Annotated in this window: 17 protein-coding genes; 6 read left to right on the forward strand and 11 right to left on the reverse strand. The window is 74.0% G+C overall.

Annotation, left to right across the window (positions count from 1 at the left end; genetic code table 11):
* Positions 1-130: 130 nt before the first annotated feature.
* On the reverse strand, positions 131-769 hold the full coding sequence (locus ML5_RS12425; protein WP_013474919.1) for a DNA-3-methyladenine glycosylase: 639 nt from the start codon (positions 767-769) through the stop codon (positions 131-133).
* A 139-nt stretch (positions 770-908) separates the two neighbouring features.
* Between ML5_RS12425 and ML5_RS12430 the strand changes: the two genes are divergently transcribed.
* On the forward strand, positions 909-2,006 hold the full coding sequence (locus tag ML5_RS12430; protein WP_013474920.1) for an LLM class flavin-dependent oxidoreductase: 1,098 nt from the start codon (positions 909-911) through the stop codon (positions 2,004-2,006).
* Positions 2,003-2,629, forward strand: a complete 627-nt coding sequence (locus tag ML5_RS12435; RefSeq protein WP_013474921.1) for a CE1759 family FMN reductase — start codon at positions 2,003-2,005, stop codon at positions 2,627-2,629. Before ML5_RS12430 ends, ML5_RS12435 begins: the two co-directional genes overlap by 4 nt.
* A 169-nt stretch (positions 2,630-2,798) precedes the next feature.
* On the opposite strand, the gene ML5_RS12440 is transcribed toward ML5_RS12435, so the two are convergent.
* Positions 2,799-3,683: a universal stress protein gene (locus tag ML5_RS12440; protein WP_013474922.1), complete on the reverse strand. Its 885-nt coding sequence runs from the start codon at positions 3,681-3,683 to the stop codon at positions 2,799-2,801.
* Positions 3,684-3,753: 70 nt separating this feature from the next.
* Positions 3,754-4,662 carry a universal stress protein gene (locus ML5_RS12445; protein WP_013285559.1) on the reverse strand — a complete coding sequence of 303 codons (909 nt, stop codon included), beginning with the start codon at positions 4,660-4,662 and terminating at the stop codon, positions 3,754-3,756.
* A gap of 158 nt (positions 4,663-4,820) precedes the next feature.
* Between ML5_RS12445 and ML5_RS12450 the strand changes: the two genes are divergently transcribed.
* Positions 4,821-5,291 (forward strand): cyclic nucleotide-binding domain-containing protein, encoded by a 471-nt coding sequence (locus ML5_RS12450; RefSeq protein WP_013474923.1) that lies wholly within the window; start codon positions 4,821-4,823, stop codon positions 5,289-5,291.
* Between the two features lie 12 nt (positions 5,292-5,303).
* Here the strand turns inward: ML5_RS12450 and pflA are convergent, their stop codons facing one another.
* From pflA to ppdK, 5 genes are all read right to left on the reverse strand, one after another.
* The gene (gene pflA / locus ML5_RS12455; protein ID WP_013474924.1) at positions 5,304-6,089 is read right to left on the reverse strand and encodes a pyruvate formate-lyase-activating protein; all 786 of its coding nucleotides are present in this window, start codon (positions 6,087-6,089) and stop codon (positions 5,304-5,306) included.
* Positions 6,086-8,329 (reverse strand): formate C-acetyltransferase, encoded by a 2,244-nt coding sequence (gene pflB / locus ML5_RS12460; protein WP_013474925.1) that lies wholly within the window; start codon positions 8,327-8,329, stop codon positions 6,086-6,088. The genes pflA and pflB overlap by 4 nt, the downstream gene beginning before the upstream one ends.
* A 66-nt stretch (positions 8,330-8,395) precedes the next feature.
* Positions 8,396-9,406, reverse strand: coding sequence for an alcohol dehydrogenase AdhP (gene adhP / locus ML5_RS12465; protein WP_013474926.1), 1,011 nt, complete (start codon positions 9,404-9,406; stop codon positions 8,396-8,398).
* Positions 9,407-9,573: 167 nt separating this feature from the next.
* Complete coding sequence (locus tag ML5_RS12470; RefSeq protein WP_013474927.1) at positions 9,574-10,017, reverse strand: hypothetical protein; 444 nt, start codon at positions 10,015-10,017, stop codon at positions 9,574-9,576.
* Positions 10,018-10,029: 12 nt separating this feature from the next.
* On the reverse strand, positions 10,030-12,690 hold the full coding sequence (ppdK, locus tag ML5_RS12475) for a pyruvate, phosphate dikinase (RefSeq protein WP_013474928.1): 2,661 nt from the start codon (positions 12,688-12,690) through the stop codon (positions 10,030-10,032).
* A 133-nt stretch (positions 12,691-12,823) separates the two neighbouring features.
* Between ppdK and ML5_RS12480 the strand changes: the two genes are divergently transcribed.
* From ML5_RS12480 to ML5_RS12490, 3 genes are all read left to right on the forward strand, one after another.
* Complete coding sequence (locus ML5_RS12480; protein ID WP_041784177.1) at positions 12,824-13,327, forward strand: GNAT family N-acetyltransferase; 504 nt, start codon at positions 12,824-12,826, stop codon at positions 13,325-13,327.
* 9 nt (positions 13,328-13,336) lie between these two features.
* Positions 13,337-13,972, forward strand: a complete 636-nt coding sequence (locus ML5_RS12485) for a hypothetical protein (protein ID WP_013474930.1) — start codon at positions 13,337-13,339, stop codon at positions 13,970-13,972.
* A gap of 146 nt (positions 13,973-14,118) precedes the next feature.
* Complete coding sequence (locus ML5_RS12490) at positions 14,119-15,474, forward strand: hemolysin family protein (protein ID WP_013474931.1); 1,356 nt, start codon at positions 14,119-14,121, stop codon at positions 15,472-15,474.
* Positions 15,475-15,504: 30 nt separating this feature from the next.
* Here the strand turns inward: ML5_RS12490 and ML5_RS12495 are convergent, their stop codons facing one another.
* The 3 genes from ML5_RS12495 to ML5_RS12505 are packed head-to-tail and all read right to left on the reverse strand — an operon-like array spanning position 15,505 to position 17,412.
* Complete coding sequence (locus tag ML5_RS12495) at positions 15,505-15,822, reverse strand: hypothetical protein (RefSeq protein ID WP_013285569.1); 318 nt, start codon at positions 15,820-15,822, stop codon at positions 15,505-15,507.
* The gene (locus ML5_RS12500; RefSeq protein WP_013285570.1) at positions 15,809-16,189 is read right to left on the reverse strand and encodes a hypothetical protein; all 381 of its coding nucleotides are present in this window, start codon (positions 16,187-16,189) and stop codon (positions 15,809-15,811) included. Before ML5_RS12500 ends, ML5_RS12495 begins: the two co-directional genes overlap by 14 nt.
* The gene (locus tag ML5_RS12505; RefSeq protein ID WP_013474932.1) at positions 16,186-17,412 is read right to left on the reverse strand and encodes an NRAMP family divalent metal transporter; all 1,227 of its coding nucleotides are present in this window, start codon (positions 17,410-17,412) and stop codon (positions 16,186-16,188) included. The genes ML5_RS12500 and ML5_RS12505 overlap by 4 nt, the downstream gene beginning before the upstream one ends.
* Positions 17,413-17,455: the final 43 nt, after the last annotated feature.

Below are 17,455 nucleotides of genomic sequence, written 5' to 3' on the forward strand. Positions count from 1 at the left end.
GACCTGTTGTCAACACCCTGTTGAAAGTCATTCGTGCACAACGCCGTGCCTCCGGGGCGTGGTGAGAAGACGGCGCGTCATGCACGACAGACGCGCCGCGGGGTGTTCCGGGTTGCCCGGAACGGCCGATTCAGGCCGGTGAGTTCCGCACCGGGGCGGCCGGAGCGGGCCGGCGGCGCGGCGTGTGCCGCCGGTAGACGCTGACGCTGGGCTCGTCCGCCAGCCAGAACCGCCACGGCAGGTCGTGCGCGGCGGCGACCCCGACGCGTGGCCCGGAGACGATCCGCGCCGGGTCGACGGGGCTCGCCGGTGGCGTCAGCAGCAGCGGGCCGCTGCCGTCGATCGCCGAGGTGCCGTTCGCCTCCCGCCCGAGCCCGAGCGCGGTGACCAGCCGGGCCGGCCCGCGGGCCAGCTCCCGGTCGGCGGCGCGCGGCCGGCGCTCGCGAGCGGTCTCGATGCCGTCGACCACCTCGCCCGCGCGCAACAGCACCGCCGCCGCCTCGCCGTCGCGACCGCAGACGATGTTCGCGCACCAGTGCATGCCGAACACGAAGTACACGTAGACGTGCCCGGCGGGCCCGAACATGACCCTGTTGCGCGGCGTCGGCCCGCGGTGGGCGTGCGACGCCGCGTCCTCGCCGGTGCCCGCGTACGCCTCGACCTCGGTGAGCCGGACGGTGACGCCGCCGGACGACACGGTCCAGCCGAGCAGCGTCCGCGCGGTGTCGGCGACCTGCGCGGCGGGTGCGTCGAGCCAGGGGTACGTCATCGCGGCAAGGGTAGTCGGTGGGCGGCGCGTGATCCGGGCCACGCGGGGGTGGGCGGCCACCGGAATAGTTGACTCGTCAAATATGTTGTGAGGAGCGATCCCGGGCCGACCGGTCCGGACCCCACGCGAGGAGCTGGTCATGCAGTTCGGAGTCTTCACCGTCGGTGACGTCACCGTCGACCCCACGAACGGGCGGATGCCGTCCGAGCGTGAGCGGATCAAGGCCATGACCGCCATCGCGCTCAAGGCCGAAGAGGTCGGCCTCGACGTCTTCGCCACCGGCGAGCACCACAACCCGCCGTTCGTGCCGTCGTCGCCGACCACCATGCTCGGCTGGATCGCCGCGCGCACCGAACGGCTGCTGCTGTCCACCTCGACCACGCTGATCACCACGAACGACCCGGTGAAGATCGCCGAGGACTATGCGATGCTCCAGCACCTTGCCGACGGCCGGGTGGACCTGATGATGGGCCGCGGCAACACCGGCCCGGTCTACCCGTGGTTCGGGCAGGACATCCGCAACGGCATCCCGCTGGCCATCGAGAACTACGACCTGCTGCACCGGCTGTGGCGCGAGGACGTGGTCGACTGGAAGGGCCGGTTCCGTACGCCGCTGCAGTCGTTCACCTCGACCCCGCGCCCGCTCGACGGCGTACCGCCGTTCGTCTGGCACGGCTCCATCCGCAGCCCGGAGATCGCCGAGCAGGCCGCGTACTACGGCGACGGCTTCTTCGCCAACCACATCTTCTGGCCCAAGGAGCACACCCAGCGGATGGTCGGCCTCTACCGGGAGCGGTACGCGCACTACGGCCACGGCTCGCCGGACCAGGCCGTCGTCGGCCTCGGCGGGCAGGTGTTCATGCGCCGCAACTCCCAGGACGCGGTACGCGAGTTCCGCCCCTACTTCGACAACGCCCCGGTCTACGGGCACGGGCCGTCGCTGGAGGAGTTCACCCGCGAGACGCCGCTGACCGTGGGCAGCCCGCAGCAGGTCATCGACCGCACGCTGGGCTTCCGCGAGTACGTCGGCGACTACCAGCGGCAGCTGTTCCTGATCGACCACGCCGGGCTGCCGCTGAAGACGGTGCTGGAGCAGCTCGACCTGCTGGGCGAGGAGGTGGTGCCGGTGCTGCGCAAGGAGTTCGACTCGCTGCGTCCCGCGCACGTGCCCGAGGCGCCCACCCACGCGAGTCTGCTGGCCGCCCGCGACGCCGCCCCGGCCGGGGAGCAGCGATGACCAGCCGTACCCTCGCGGTCGTCTCGGCCGGTCTCGGCCAGCCGTCGTCGACCCGCCTGCTCGCCGACCAGCTCGCCGCGGCCGCCCGCGACGAGCTGGCCGGCCGCGGCGCCACTGTGGAACTGCGCGTGGTCGAGCTGCGCGAGCACGCCCACGACGTGGTGAACCACCTGCTCACCGGCTTCGCCCCGGCCGCGCTGCGGCGGACGCTCGACGAGGTGGCGGCCGCCGACGGGCTGATCGCGGTGACGCCGATCTTCAACGCGTCGTACAACGGGCTGTTCAAGTCGTTCTTCGACGTGGTCGACCGGGACGCGCTCGCCGGCAAGCCGGTGCTGCTCGGGGCGACCGGCGGCACCGCCCGGCACTCGCTGGCGCTGGAGCACGCGGTCCGGCCGATGTTCACGTACCTGCGGGCGGCGACACTGCCCACAGCGGTCTTCGCCGCACCGGAGGACTGGGCCGGCGACGACGGCGACAGCGCGCTGCGGTCCCGGATCCGCCGGGCCGGAGCCGAGCTGGCCGAGCAGGTGGACCGCCGCCCGCCCGCGACCGGCGCGGCCGACCCGTTCGCGCTCACCACCGACTTCGCCGACCTGCTCGCCGGCCGCGACCCTTCCTGACGCCTGGAGGTCGGCGCGGACGACAGCTGCCGGCAGTGGCCGTCGCCGGAGAACCACGCCGGAGAGCTCGTTATGACTGAGAGGCATAAATATGCCTCTCAGTCATAACGCTTGCAGGACATCTCTCTGGCCGGGCGGACCGGAGCGGGCCGGCCAGCCGCGCGGCGCGTCAGTCCTCGGCCGGCTCCGGCCGGTGGGCGACGAGCACCGGGCAGTGGGAGTGCTGCACCAGCGCCTGGCTGACCGAGCCGAGCAGCAGCCCGGCGAAGCCGCCCCGGCCCCGGGAACCGACCACCACGAGCGACGCCTCACCGCTGGCCTTCCGGAGCGCGGTCTCCGGCGAGGCGGCGGTCACGGCCCGTTCCGCCACGCGCAGGTCCGGGTGCGCCGCCCGGACCCGGGCCGCGGCCTCGGCCAGCAGCCCGGCCGCCTCGGCCCGCGCCGCGGTGGACGCCTCCGCCGCGACCTCCGGCGCGACTGCGCCGCGTTCCGGCGACCGGACGTGCATCAGCACCAGCTCCGCGTCGCGCCGGTCGGCCTCGTCCGCCGCCAGCTCGATCGCGTACGCGGCCGAGTCGGAACCGTCCACGCCGACCAGCACCGGACCGTCCACCGGGATCGGCTGCTCCTCCGGGCGGACGATCAGCACCGGGCAGTGCCCGTGCTGCGCGAGCTGCCCGCTGACCGAGCCGAGCAGCAGGCCGGCGAAGCCGCCCACGCCCCGGCTGCCCACCACGACCAGTTCGGCGCGGCGGGACTCCTCGACCATCGTGGCGCCCGGGCCGCCGGCGACCTGGCGTACCTGCACCCGCAGGCCCGGGTGCCGCTCGGCCAGGTCGGCGGCGACCGACTCCAGCATCTTCTCCGACTCCGCGGTGGGCGCCGGCACCCCCAGGTCGTACGGGTTGAGCGGCACGCCGTACCCCATCGGGTGCAGGTAGCCGTGCACGAGCAGCAGCGGCCGGGAACGGGCGACGGCGGTCGCGGCGGCCAGGTCGGCGGCGGCCAGGCTGGACGGCGATCCGTCCACTCCCGCCACGACGGGTCGGTTCATCTGGTGCTTTCCCTCCGGTCGGCTCAGGCCATTGTGGCGCTGCCGGCCCCGCCCGGGCCGGGGAACCGGCTCAGTGGGTCCGGTCGCCCCGGTGCCGGACGACGGCGAGCGGGCTGTGGCAGTGGTGCAGCACGGCGTGGCTGACCGAGCCGAGCAGCAGCGCACCGAGGCTACCGCGCCCGTGCGCGCCGACCACCGTCAGCTGCGCGCCGACGGACTCCTCGACGAGCACCCGGGACGGGGTGGCGGCGGCGACCAGCTTCGGCCGTACCGTGACCTCCGGGTACCGCTCGGCCCAGCCGGCGATCGCCTCGGCCAGCACCCGCTGCTCGTCGGCGCGCAGCTCCTGCGGGTCGTACGCCAGCGGCACGACGTCGCCGAACGCCTCCCGGTAGGTCACCGGCTGCGGGTACAGCCAGGTGTGCACCACGACCAGCTCGGCGCCGCGCGCCGCGGCCTCGGCGAACGCGAACCCGACCGCCTCGTTCGACAGCGCGGAGCCGTCCACGCCGACCACCACCGGGCCGTCGGCGCGGGCCTCACCCCGGGCCACGAGCACCGGGCAGTCCGCGCGGGCGGAGAGCTGCACCGCGGCGGAGCCGACGAGCAGCTCGGCGAAGCCGCCCAGTCCCCGGTGACCCAGCACGAGCAGCGCGGCGTCGCGGCTCTCCCGCAGCAGCACCGCCACCGGACCGCCGTCGACGACCGCGCCGGTCACCGCCAGCTCCGCGTCGACCTTGCGGGCCTCGTCCACCGCCTCCTCGACCAGCTTCTCGGCCTCCTGGCGCAGCTCGATGTCGGGCAGCACCGGGGCGACCATGCCCAGCGGCGTGCCGACCAGGGGCCACAGGAAGGCGTTCACCACCCGCAGCGGCCGGTGCCGCAGCACCGCCTCGCGTGCGGCCAGCCGTACCGCGTCCAGCGCGGACGGGGAGCCGTCCACGCCCACCACGACGGGGGCACCGGTTCTGTCGGTCATCACGTCCTCCTTCGGTTCCCCCTCAGCCTGCGCCGACGGCCCCCACCTGGGCAGAGTCGATCCGCCCGGCACGTCCGGGACCATCGGCCCCTACCGGTCGGGCCGGCGGCGGGGTGGAATGGGACCAGTGCTCCCCTCCTGTCGACCCTGGAGGCGCGATGACCCCGCTGGAGATGCTCCGCGTCCACCCCTTCCTGGCCGGGCTGCCCGACGAGTGGCTGCCCCGGCTCACCGGTTACGCCCGCCCGGTGGTCTGGCACCCCGGGCACCGGCTGTTCCGCACCGGCCAGCCGGCCGACCGGTTCTGGCTGGTCCGCGGCGGCCAGGTGGCGCTGGACTTCCCGGTGCCGGGCCGCGGTGACGTGGGCATCGAGACGATCGGGCCGGGCGGCGTGCTCGGCTGGTCCTGGCTGTTCCCGCCGTACCGCTGGCAGTTCGGCGCGGTCGCCACCCAGCGCAGCACCGCCGTCGAACTCGACGCCGACGGGGTACGCCGGCTGATGGAGTCCGACGACACGCTCGGCCGTCAGCTCACCACCCGGTTCATGAGCGTGGTGGTGGACCGCCTCCAGGCGTCCCGGGTCCGGCTGCTCGACCTGTACGGCTACCCGACAGCCGCGGCGAGCTGAACCGGCGCGCCGTCAGGTGACGGTGAGACCGCGGGCGGCGAACTGGCCGCGTACCCGGGTCAGCAGGCCGGCATCGGGCGGCTCGGTGTCCGCCAGCGGGAACGTCAGGCCCAGCTCGGCGTACTTGTGGGCGCCGAGCCGGTGGAACGGCAGCACCTCGACGCGCTGCACCGTCGCCAGCCCGGCGGCCACGTCGGCCACCCGCTCCACCTCGTCGACCGCGTCGGTCAGCCCGGGCACCAGCACGTACCGGATCCAGATGGGCGTACCCCGGTCGGCGAGCCGTTGCGCGAACCGCAGCGTCGGCGCGAGCCGGCCGGTGCCGGTGACCCGGCGGTACGTCTGCGGGTTGCCCGCCTTCACGTCGAGCAGCACCAGGTCGGTGGCGTCCAGCAGCGCGTCGTCGGCGCGGACGCCGAGGAAGCCGGACGTGTCGAGCGCGGTGTGCAGGCCGAGGTCGTCGTGGCAGCGGCGTAGCAGTTCCCGGGTGAACGCCGGTTGCAGCAGCGGCTCCCCGCCGCTGACCGTGACGCCACCACCCGCCACCTGGATGAAGCGGCGGTACCGGGTGGCGAGCGTGACCATCTCGTCCACCGTGCGGCGGCGACCGCTGCGGCCGTACCAGGTGTCCGGGCTGTGGCAGTAGCGGCAGCGCAGCGGGCAGCCGGCCAGGAAGACCACGAACCGGGTGCCCGGCCCGTCCACCCCGACCGAGGTGTCCCACGAGTGCACCGCGCCGGTGACGGCACCCGGTGCCGCCGGAGTCACCTCCGGCGGCGCGGGCGGGCGGCCGTTCACAGCGACCCGTGGAAGGTCCGCGACACCACGTCGCGCTGCTGCTCCGGCGTGAGCCGGACGAAGTTCACCGCGTACCCGGACACCCGGACGGTGAGCTGCGGGTACCGCTCCGGGTGCGCCATCGCGTCCAGCAGCGTGGCCCGGTCCAGCACGTTGACGTTGAGGTGGAACCCGCCGGCGTCGGCGTAGCCGTCGAGCACACCGGCCAGGTTCGCGATCCGCTCGTCGCGGGTGTGACCCAGGCCGTCCGGCGTCACGGTGCCGGTCAGCGAGATGCCGTCGCGGGCCGCGTCGTACGGCAGCTTCGCCACCGACAGCGCCGAGGCGACCAGACCGTGCGTGTCCCGCCCGTTCATCGGGTTCGCCCCCGGCGCGAACGGCTCACCGGCGCGCCGGCCGTCCGGCGTGTTGCCGGTGTGCTTGCCGTACACCACGTTCGAGGTGATGGTGAGCACCGACATGGTCAGCTCCGCGTCGCGGTACGTGCGCTGCCGGCGCAGCTTCTCCGCGAACGTCTCGACCAGCCACACCGCGATCTCGTCGGCCCGGTCGTCGTCGTTGCCGTACGTCGGGAACTCGCCCTCGACGGCGAAGTCGACGGCCAGGCCGGTGGCGTCGCGCAGCACCTTCACCCGGCCGTACCGGATGGCCGACAGGCTGTCCACGGCGACCGACAGGCCGGCGATGCCGGTGGCCATGAACCGGCGCACCGGGTGGTCGTGCAGCGCCATCTCCAGCCGCTCGTACGCGTACCTGTCGTGCTGGTGGTGGATCACGTTCAGCGCGTCCACGTACGTCTGCGCCAGCCAGTCCAGTGTCCGGTCGTACGCGGCCAGCACCTCGTCGTAGTCGAGCGTCTCGCCGCCGACCGGCGCGGCCGGCGGGGCCACCTGCGTGCCGGTCAGCTCGTCCCGGCCGCCGTTGATCGCGTACAGCAGCGCCTTCGCCAGGTTCGCCCGGGCGCCGAAGAACTGCATGTCCCGGCCGACCCGCATGGCCGACACGCAGCAGGCGATCGCGGTGTCGTCGTCGTACGCCGGGCGGATCAGCTCGTCGTTCTCGTACTGGATGGCGCTGGTGTCCAGCGACACCTGGGCGCAGAACCGCTTGAACCCCTCGGGCAGCCGCGGCGACCAGAGCACAGTCAGGTTCGGCTCGGGCGCCGGGCCGAGGTTGTAGAGCGTCTGGAGATAGCGGAACGCGGTGCGGGTGACCAGCGGCCGGCCGTCCGCGCCCATCCCGCCGAGCGACTCGGTGACCCAGGTCGGGTCGCCGGAGAACAGCTGGTCGTACTCGGGGGTGCGCAGGAAGCGGATGATCCGCAGCTTGATCACGAAGTCATCGATCAGCTCCTGCGCGCCGCTCTCGTCGAGCCGCCCCTCGGCGATGTCCCGCCGCAGGTACGCGTCGACGAACCCGGCGGTGCGGCCGAGCGACATCGCGGCGCCGTTCTGCTCCTTCGTGGCGGCCAGGTAGGCGAAGTAGAGCCACTGGATCGCCTGCGCGCCGGTGGCGGCCGGGCGGGAGATGTCGAAGCCGTACGAGGCGGCCATCTCCTTCAGCTCACCGAGCGCGCGGATCTGCTCGGCCAGTTCCTCCCGGTCGCGGATCACGTCGTCGGTGCTGCGCCGGTCGTCCAGCGCCGCCTTGAGCGCGCGGCGCTCCTCGACCAGCCGGTCCACGCCGTACAGCGCCACCCGGCGGTAGTCGCCGATGATCCGCCCGCGCCCGTACGCGTCGGGCAGCCCGGTGATCACGTGCGAGCGCCGCGCGGCCAGCACGTTCGCCGGGTACGCGTCGAAGACCGCGTCGTTGTGCGTGCGGCGGTACCGGGTGAAGATCTCGTGCACCCGCGGGTCCGGTTCGCGTCCGTACGCCCGCAGCGCCGTCTCCACCATCCGCAGCCCGCCGGCCGGCATGATCGCCCGCCGCAGCGGCGCGTCGGTCTGCAACCCGACGATCAGCTCCCGCTCCCGGTCGATGTAGCCCGGTGCGTGCGAGGTGATGGTCGACGGGGTGGCCGCGTCGACGTCGTACACGCCGCGCCGCCGCTCCTCGCCGAACATCTCCCGCAGCCGGTCCCACACCGCGAGCGTGCGCGGCGTCGGCCCGGTGAGGAACGACGCGTCCCCGGTGTACGGCTCGTGGTTGCGGCGGACGAAGTCGGCCACGTCGACTGTCTCCTGCCATGCTCCGGCGTGGAATCCGCGCCAGGGGGCCAGGGGTTCGGTGGCGGTCATGTCGGTCCCTCTCCGGGCGTCGGCGGTGGCCCGGTCCCCGCCGGGTGCGGGGACCGGGGACGGGGGTCAGGGCTGGAGCACGAGCCGGGCGGCGACCCGGCCGGCGAGGACGTCGTCCACCGCGTCGTTGATGTCGTCCAGCTTGCGGGTCTCGTAGACGACCCGGGTGCGGCCGGCGGCGTGCAGCGCGAAGACCTCGGCCAGGTCGGCGCGGGTGCCGACGATCGAGCCGAGCACCGTGATGCCCTTGAGTACCGTCTCGAAGACGGGCAGGGTGATCGCGTTGTCGGCGGGCAGCGACACCAGCACCAGCCGGCCGCCGCGGCGCAGCGAGCGGTGCGCCTGCTCGATGACCCGAGGGCTCGCGGCGAGCACGATCGCCACGTCCACGCCGCCCAGCGCGGTGATCCGCTCGACCGGGTCGGTGGTGGCGGCGTCGACCGTGTGCGCGGCGCCGAGCGAGGTGGCCAGTTCCAGCTTCTCGGTGGTCACGTCCACCGCGATCGTCTCGGCGCCGAAGATCTGGGCGTACTGCTGGGCGAGGTGCCCCAGGCCGCCGATGCCGAAGATCGCGACCCGCTCGCCCGGCCGCACCCCGGCGACCTTGACGGCCTTGTACGTGGTGACGCCCGCGCAGGTCAGCGGCGCGGCCTCGAACGGGTCCACGCCGTCGGGCACGCGCACCGCGTACCGGGCGGCGGCGACCGCGTACTCGGCGTGCGCGCCGTCGATGCTGTAGCCGGTGTTGCGCTGCGACTCGCACAGCGTCTCCCAGCCGGTCACGCAGTACTTGCAGGTGCCGCAGGCCCAGCCGAGCCAGGGCAGCGCGACGCGGTCGCCGACGGCGTGCTCGGTGACGCCGGGGCCGACCTGCTCGACCAGGCCGACGCCCTCGTGTCCGGGGACGAACGGCGGAGTGGGCTTCACCGGCCACTCGCCGCGGGCGGCGTGGATGTCGGTGTGGCAGAGTCCGCTGGCTTCGATGCGGACCAGGATCTCGCCCGGGCCGACCTCCGGCACGGGACGCTCGGTGATCTCCATCGGACGGTCGAACGCGGTGACGACACTGGCGCGCATCGGGGGCCTCCCTCTCTCGTTCTCCCCCTCAGCGTCGTCCACCCGGGAGCGTCCGGGCAGGGGCGCAGGACCGCGGTGACCCGGGACCAACGGCCCTCCTCGCGGGCGCGCGGGGGAACGGCGGTACGGCCGCCGGTGACGTACCGGCGGCCGTATCCCTGGGGTGTTCAGCGGTCGACGACCAGGCGGCGGGCCCGCAGCAGGCGCGCCCACCAGGGCCTGTGGTCCGGGCGCAGCCGCGGCGCCGGCACGCCGCGCAGGCTGACCCATCCGCCCGGACCCATGGTGACGGTGCCGACCGACGGCGGGCGGCGCCGCGACCACACCGCCACGGCGGCGGTGAGCGCGGCCACCGCGAACGCGCCGGTGGCGGCGGCGACCAACTGGTCGGGTTCGACCACGCGCCGGTAGCGGACCCGGCCGCCGGCCGCGACGAAGACGCCGACCGGGCGGCCGTCGCGGTTCACCGGCACCAGCGCGGCGTCCCCGGGCAGCTCCAGCACCGGGCCGACCGGCCCGGCCGGGGCGGGCGCGGGAGTCGCGGCCTGCGGCGGCGCGGGCCGGGGGAGCGGCGTGACAGCCGGTCCGGTCGGGTTGAAGATGGCGGTCATGGTGCTGCCCTCCTAGCGGGAGTCGGACTTCTCGGTGCGGGCCTCGACGGCGGCCCGGCCGGCGGCCAGCCGCGCCACCGGCACCCGGTACGGCGAGCAGGAGACGTAGTCGAGCCCGGCGTCGGCGAAGAACCCGATCGAGTCCGGATCGCCGCCGTGCTCACCGCAGACGCCGACGGTCAGGTCCGCCCGGGCCGCCCGCCCCTCGGCGACGGCGAGGCGGACCAGCCGGCCCACGCCGGTGGCGTCGATGCTCTCGAACGGCGACACCGGGAAGATCCCCCGTTCCAGGTACGTGGAGAAGAACGCGCCCTCCACGTCGTCCCGGGAGAACGCCCAGGTCATCTGCGTCAGGTCGTTGGTGCCGAAGGAGAAGAAGTGCGCCTCGGCGGCGATGTCCCCGGCGGTCAGCGCCGCCCGGGGCGTCTCGATCATGGTGCCGACCGGGATGTCCGGTGCGTCAGGCACCTCGGCCAGCACCCGCCGTGCCTCGTCCGCCACCGCGGCGAGTTCCCGCACGTCACCGACAAGCGGCACCATGATCTCCGGGCGCGGGTCACCGCCGGCCCGGACCCGCTGCGCGGCCGCCTCGGCCAGCGCCCGCACCTGCATCGCGAACAGGCCCGGCACCACCAGTCCGAGCCGTACGCCCCGGAGCCCCAGCATCGGGTTCGTCTCGTGCATGCGCCGCACCGCCGCCAGCAGCACGCCGTCGTGGCCCGGTTCCTCGCCGCGCGCCTGCGCGCCCGCCACCCGGGCGGTCAGCTCGGCGAGCGGAGGCAGGAACTCGTGCAGCGGCGGGTCGAGCAGCCGTACGGTCACCGGCAGCCCGTCCATCGCGGTGAGCAGTCCGAGGAAGTCGGCCCGCTGCAACGGCAGCAGCTCGTCCAGCGCGGCGCCGACCTCGGCCGGGCCGTCGGCCAGGATCAACCGCTCGACCAGTTCCCGGCGCTCGCCGAGGAACATGTGCTCGGTGCGGCACAGCCCGATCCCGGCGGCGCCCAGCTCGCGGGCCCGGCGGGCGTCGTCCGGGGTGTCCGCGTTGGCGCGGACGCCGAGCGTGCGGACCGCGTCGGCGTGCCCGAGCAGCCGGTGCACGGCGGCGACCAGCGGGTCGGCCTCCGGCCGCAGCTCACCGGTCAGGTACCGGGCCACCGGGGACGGCTGCACCGGCACCTCGCCGAGCCAGATCCGCCCGCTGGTCCCGTCGATCGAGATCAGGTCGCCGGCGCGCACCACCTGCTCGCCCACGGCGAACTCGCCGCGCTCGACGTCGATGCGCAGCGCCTCCGCGCCGCACACGCAGGTCCGGCCCATGCCCCGCGCCACCACCGCGGCGTGCGAGGTCTTCCCACCGCGCGAGGTGAGCACCCCGGCCGCGGCGATCATGCCGGGCAGGTCGTCCGGGTTGGTCTCCGGCCGGACCAGGATCACCGGTCCGTCGGCCGCCGCCGCGGCGGCGGAGTCGAACACCACCCGCCCGACCGCGGCGCCGGGCGAGGCGCCGACGCCGACCGCGAGCGGCTCGGGCGCGCCGGCGGCGTCGAAGGCCGGGAACATCAGCTGGGCGAGCTGCGCCCCGCTGACCCGGGTCAGCGCCTCGTCGGCCGTGATCAGGCCCTCCTCGGCCAGTTGCGCGGCGATCACGAACGCCGCCGCCGCGGTGCGCTTGCCGACCCGGGTCTGGAGCATCCACAGCCGGCCGCGCTCGATGGTGAACTCGACGTCGCACAGGTCGCGGTAGTGCCGCTCCAGCGTCGCCATGATCTCCCGCAGCCGGTGGAAGCTCGCCGGGTCCAGCCGCTCCAGCTCGGTCAGCGGCACCGTGTTGCGGATGCCCGCCACCACGTCCTCGCCCTGCGCGTCGGTCAGGTAGTCGCCGTACACGCCGGGGGCGCCGGTGGCCGGGTCGCGGGTGAACGCCACACCGGTGCCGGAGTCCGGGCCGAGGTTGCCGAACACCATCGCCATCACGTTGACGGCGGTGCCCAGGTCGTCCGGGATACGTTCCTGCCGCCGGTAGATCCGGGCCCGCTCCGAGTGCCAGGACTCGAACACCGCGCGCACGGCCAGGAACAGCTGCTCGTGCGGGGCCTGCGGGAAGTCGTGCCCGACGTGCCGGGTGAAGATCTTCTTGTACGTCTCGACCAGGTCGCGCAACTGGTCGGCGCCCGGCCCGCCCGGCCCGGCGGTGGCCCGCAGCGCGGCCAGCTCGTGCTCGAACTCCTCGGCCGGGATGCCGTGCACGGTCCGGCCGAACATCTGGATCAGCCGCCGGTACGAGTCCCAGGCGAACCGCTCGTCGCCGGTGCGGGCGGCCAGCCCGGCCACGGTGGTGTCGTTGAGCCCGATGTCGAGGATCGTCTCCATCATCCCCGGCATCGAGTACCGCCCGCCGGAGCGCACCGCCAGCAGCAGCGGGTCACGTGGGTCGCCCAGCCACCGGTCCAGCCGCGCCTCGACCTCCCGCAGATGCGCGTTGATCTCCTCGTACAGGCCGTCCGGCGGCGCACCGGTGGCCAGGTACGCCCGGCACGCGTCGGTGGTGACTGTGAACCCGGGCGGCACCGGCAACCCGAGCCGGGTCATCTCGGCGAGGTTCGCGCCCTTGCCGCCGAGCAGGTCGGCCCGGCTGCGGTCACCCTCGATGAAGTCGTAGACGTACTTCGACATGGTCCGGCCTCCTCGGCTGAGTCGTTCCACCTCCTTGGTAGCCGGGCCGGGCGGCGGCGCGGCAGGGCCGGACGGGACACACACCGGGCCGGAGGTCCCGAGAGTGTCGGGGGGTGCCCGTATCGTTCCGGCCGTGACCAACGAGGTGCTGCTCCGCCCGGTGCGCGACGACGACCTGCCCGCCTTCTTCGCCCACGAGCAGGACCCGCAGGCGAACTGGATGGCCGCGTTCGGCCCGAAGGACCCGTCCGACCGGGCCGCGTTCGACGCGCACTGGGCGCGCATCCGCGCCGACGAGCGGATCGTGAACCGCGCCGTCGTCGTCGGCGGCCGGCTGGTCGGGCGGGTGGCCGCGTTCCCGGTCGGCGAGCAGACCGAGGTCAGCTACTGGATCGACGCGGCGCACTGGGGGCGGGGCCACGCCACCGCCGCGCTGCGCGCGCTGCTGCGCGAGGTGCCGCACCGGCCGCTGCACGCTCGCGCCGCGAAGGACAACGCCGCCTCGCTCGCGGTGCTGCGCAAGTGCGGCTTCGTCGTGATCGGCGAGGACTCCGGGTACGCCGCGGGCCGCGGCACCGAGGTCGAGGAGTACGTCCTGGAGCTGCCCGCCGAGGGGTCTGACCAGGCAAACCGCTAGTCTCCCCGAGTGAACTGGCTGGAACTCGTCGGCTGGGCCGGCTCCGCGCTGCTGGTCTGGTCCCTGCTGCAGACCCGGATCCTGCGGCTGCGCGCGCTCAACCTGGTCGGCTGCCTCATCCTGATCGGCTACAACACCGCCGTGCAGGTCTGGCCGATGGTCGGGCTGAACGTGGTGCTCGCCGTGATCAACGTCTGGTACCTGCGCAAGCTGCTGGCCACCCGGCACGACGAGCAGACCTACCAGGTGGTCGAGGTGGGCACCGGCGACGCGTTCCTGGCGCACACGCTGCGGGTGCACGCCGCCGACATCGCCCGGTTCAACCCGGGCTTCCACTGGGATCCGGCCGCCGCCGACCGCTCGGCGTTCCTCGTGGTACGCGCCGACGAGGTGGTCGGCGTGATGCTCTCGCACGCCGAACCGGGCGGCGTGGCCCAGATCGACCTGGACTACGTGACACCGCCGTTCCGCGACTTCACGCCGGGGGAGTTCGTCTACCGGCGCAGCCGGCTGTTCACCGACCGGGGCTTCCGCCGGGTGGTCAGCCCGCCCGGCATGATCGCCCCCTACTACCACCGGCTCGGGTTCCGCCCCGAGGGCGGCGCGTACGTGCTCGACCTGCCGGCCCCCGCCACGAGCGGGTGAACTCGGCACCCGCCGCCCGACGCTCAGTGATCACACAGGATTCAGGCGCGGGCCCGCGGGGCAACAGAGGGCCACGCCGACCGGATCTACCGGCCGGCGAGTCGGCCATCGGCCGACCCGGATCGGGCCGAGGGAGATAACCGGTCGTGCAGAGCTACTGGAGCCAGCTTGCCCTGGTCGGTGTGCTGGTGATCCTCAACGCGGTGTTCGCCGGCAGCGAGATGGCCCTGGTCTCCCTGCGCGACAGCCAGGTGCAGCGGCTGGAGCGCAGCAGCCGCGGCGGACGGACCCTCGCCCGTCTCGCGAAGGACCCGAACCGGTTCCTGGCCACGATCCAGATCGGCATCACACTCGCCGGGTTCCTGGCCTCCGCCGCCGCCGCGGTGTCCCTGGCCCGGCCGCTCGTCCCGCTGTTGGGCGTCTTCGGCAACGCCGCCGAGACCGTCGCCATCGTCGCGGTCACGCTGGTGCTCACGTTCGTCACTCTCGTCTTCGGTGAGCTGGCCCCGAAGCGGATCGCCATGCAGTCGGCCGAGCGGTGGGCGCTGCTGGTGGCCCGTCCGCTGGACGTGCTGTCCAGCATCACCCGGCCCGCCGTCTGGCTGCTGGGCGCGACCACCGACCTGGTGGTACGCCTGTTCGGCCTGGACCCGAAGGCCGAGCCGGACGAGATCGGCCCGGACGAGCTGCGCGACATCGTGGCCGGCAACCACGGCTTCACCAAGGAACAGCGCACGATCATCGCCGGCGCGGTGGAGATCGCCGACCGGCAGTTGCGGGCGGTGCTCGTACCCCGGTTGCAGGTCTTCACGCTCGACAGCGGCACCACCGCGGAGGCCGCGCGGCTCGTCCTGGCGGCGACCGGCCACTCCCGGGCGCCGGTGGTCCGCCACGGCGGCCTGGACGAGGCGGTGGGCGTGATCCACCTGCGGGACCTGGTCGGCGTCTCCGACGACCGGCCGGTCGACGAGATCGCCCGACCGCCGATGCTGCTGCCCGACTCGCTGCCCGTGGTCGACGCGCTGCGCCAGTTCAAGGCCGAGCGCCAGCACATCGCGCTCGTGGTCGACGAGCGCGGCGCGGTCGACGGGATCGTGACGCTGGAGGACATCCTGGAGGAGATCGTCGGCGAGATCTACGACGAGACCGACCGGGACCTGCGCGCCGTGCGCACCGAGGCCGACGGCACGCTGGTGCTGCCCGGCACGTTCCCGGTGCACGACCTGACCGACCTCGGCGTGGAGCTGCCGAACCGGCCGGCGGGCGACTACACCACTGTCGCCGGGCTGGTGCTGATCTGCCTCGGGCACATCCCGACGGTGGCGGGGGAGCAGGTGACCGTGGACGGCTGGGAGCTGTCGGTGGCCGACGTCGACCAGCGGGCCATCACCGAGGTGCACGTCCGCCGCCGCGGCCGCCACGACGGCTCCCCGGACGGCGACACCACCGACGGCGCCGCCGGCCCGGCCGACGCCCCCGAACTCGACGAGGCACGCCGCTGACCGGCCCCGGCCGGTCCCCCGGCGCCCGGCTCAGCGGTGCCCGGCCGGCGGGCCGAACGGGAAGCCGGGCACCGGCGGAAGCAGCTGCACCGCGTCGGCGGGCAGCTGGCGGGTGCTCCGCCCGACCAACCGGGCGATCACCCGCAGCAGCCACGGCCCGGACGGGTGCAGCTCGGGGCCGATCAGCCGGCTGATCACCCGGGTCCACCAGTGCCCGGCGACGATCACGTCGGTGATCCGCAGCCGGTCCGGCGGCCACCCGCCGCGCACCACCACGTCCACCACCCGGCCCAGCCGCCGCCCGTGCAGGTCGTACGCGGTGCGGCCGAGCAGCTCACCCGCTCGCACGACCGGACCCCGGAATGCGCTCGATCAGGTGCCGGCGCAGCCACGCCTCCACTGGTGACGGCGGCAGGTCCGTCGCCGGGCAGCGCAGCCGCACCGCACTGTCCACCCGGGCGACCTGGGACAGCGGTACGCGCAACGGCGGCACCGGCGGGTCGTCGGTGAACCGGTCCGCCACCGCCACCAGCAGCCGCCCGACCCGCCCGCCGATCCGCTCGCCGAGCGCGCCCTGCCCGGTGAGCAGGCTGTCCACGTACGGGTAGCCCTCGTCGTCGACAGCGAACGCGATGTCGTCGACGCGCCCGACCAGCAACCCGTCCACGTCGACGATCTGCCGGTCGAGCAGCCGCCTGGCGAGCTGAACCCTCATGGCCCCATCCCCGTCATGATCGCCAGTGGGATCGCCGCCACCGAGGCCGCGACGATGAGCAGCAGGAACACCGCGCCGAGCAGGTTCAGCCACCGCCCGTTGACCCGGTCGCCGAGATACCCGCGGTCGTTGGCCACGACCAGGATCGGCAGGTACGTCAGCGGCAGCACCACCGCGCTCAGCACCAGCATGTACTCGGTCAGCCGCACCGGGTCCACAGTCGTCATCAGGATCACCACACCGAGCAGCAGACCGACGAGCAGCACGCTGTGGAACCGGGCCGCCTCCCGGGGGCGGACCCGCTTGCCCCACTGCCACCCGAAGTACTGCGCCGCCGCGTACGCCGCCGACAGCCCGGTCTCCAGCGCCGCGCCGAACGTCACCGCGAAGAACGCCAGCACCGCGGCGGCCAGGCCGGCGCCGCCGAGCGCCGTCGCCACCGGCCGCGCCACCTCGTCGAGCGTGCCCAACGACGCCTCGGACGGGTGGTAGGCCACCGTCGCCACGGCGACCAGCGACAACGCCAGGAACCCGCCCACCGGGAAACCGATCAGCACGTTCGAGCGGGCCCGCGCCAGGTCCGCCGTGCCCCACCGCTCCTCGACGCCGCCGGAGGAGAAGAAGAACACCTCGTACGGGCTCACAGTCGAGGCGAACAACGCCACAGCCACGAACCAGTACAGCGGCCAGCCGTGCCCGGACGCGCTGACCTGCCACACGCCTTGCCCGAGTGCCGGCCAGTCGGTCGGCAGCGCCACCAGCGCGACAGCGAACACCAGCAGGGTCAGCCCGGCCAGGCCGAAGATCCGCTCCATCAGCTCGAACCGCAGCCGCCACAGCACCAGCCAGACGGCCAGCGCCGCGAGCGGCACCCAGAACAGGTGGCTCAGCCGGGTCGCCAGTTGCAGCGCCAGCGCCACCCCGCCCAGCTCCGCGGCGAGCGTGACCACAGTGACCAGCCACGACGCGACCAGGTTGAGCAGCGCCACGCGCGGCCCGAGACGCTCCCGGACCAGGTCGAACACCGCCCGTCCGCTCACCGCCGCGATCCGGCCGGCCATCTCCGCGTACGCGCAGATGCCGACCACCCCGACCAGCAGCACCCAGGTGTGGGCCATGCCGAACAGCGCGCCGGCCTGACTGGCCGCCACCAGGTCACCGATGTCGACGAAGCCGCCGACCGCCGACAGCACGCCGAGCGTGGCGGCGAACAGCTTCCTCACGTCGGATCGGGAGCGGATGTCCTCACCGAGGCGACGATATCGG

It is taken from the genome of Micromonospora sp. L5, from assembly GCF_000177655.2.
GTDB classification, from domain to species: domain Bacteria; phylum Actinomycetota; class Actinomycetes; order Mycobacteriales; family Micromonosporaceae; genus Micromonospora; species Micromonospora aurantiaca.

Excerpts from the sequence above, each read along its gene's own strand:
- ML5_RS12435 (WP_013474921.1), top strand. The coding sequence starts at position 2,003 with ATGACCAGCCGTACCCTCGCGGTCGTCTCGGCCGGTCTCGGCCAGCCG.
- adhP (WP_013474926.1), bottom strand. The coding sequence starts at position 9,406 with ATGCGCGCCAGTGTCGTCACCGCGTTCGACCGTCCGATGGAGATCACC.
- ML5_RS12440 (WP_013474922.1), bottom strand. The coding sequence starts at position 3,683 with ATGAACCGACCCGTCGTGGCGGGAGTGGACGGATCGCCGTCCAGCCTG.
- ML5_RS12430 (WP_013474920.1), top strand. The coding sequence starts at position 909 with ATGCAGTTCGGAGTCTTCACCGTCGGTGACGTCACCGTCGACCCCACG.
- ML5_RS12425 (WP_013474919.1), bottom strand. The coding sequence starts at position 769 with ATGACGTACCCCTGGCTCGACGCACCCGCCGCGCAGGTCGCCGACACC.
- ML5_RS12450 (WP_013474923.1), top strand. The coding sequence starts at position 4,821 with ATGACCCCGCTGGAGATGCTCCGCGTCCACCCCTTCCTGGCCGGGCTG.
- ML5_RS12500 (WP_013285570.1), bottom strand. The coding sequence starts at position 16,189 with ATGAGGGTTCAGCTCGCCAGGCGGCTGCTCGACCGGCAGATCGTCGAC.
- pflB (WP_013474925.1), bottom strand. The coding sequence starts at position 8,329 with ATGACCGCCACCGAACCCCTGGCCCCCTGGCGCGGATTCCACGCCGGA.
- ML5_RS12445 (WP_013285559.1), bottom strand. The coding sequence starts at position 4,662 with ATGACCGACAGAACCGGTGCCCCCGTCGTGGTGGGCGTGGACGGCTCC.
- ppdK (WP_013474928.1), bottom strand. The coding sequence starts at position 12,690 with ATGTCGAAGTACGTCTACGACTTCATCGAGGGTGACCGCAGCCGGGCC.
- ML5_RS12470 (WP_013474927.1), bottom strand. The coding sequence starts at position 10,017 with ATGACCGCCATCTTCAACCCGACCGGACCGGCTGTCACGCCGCTCCCC.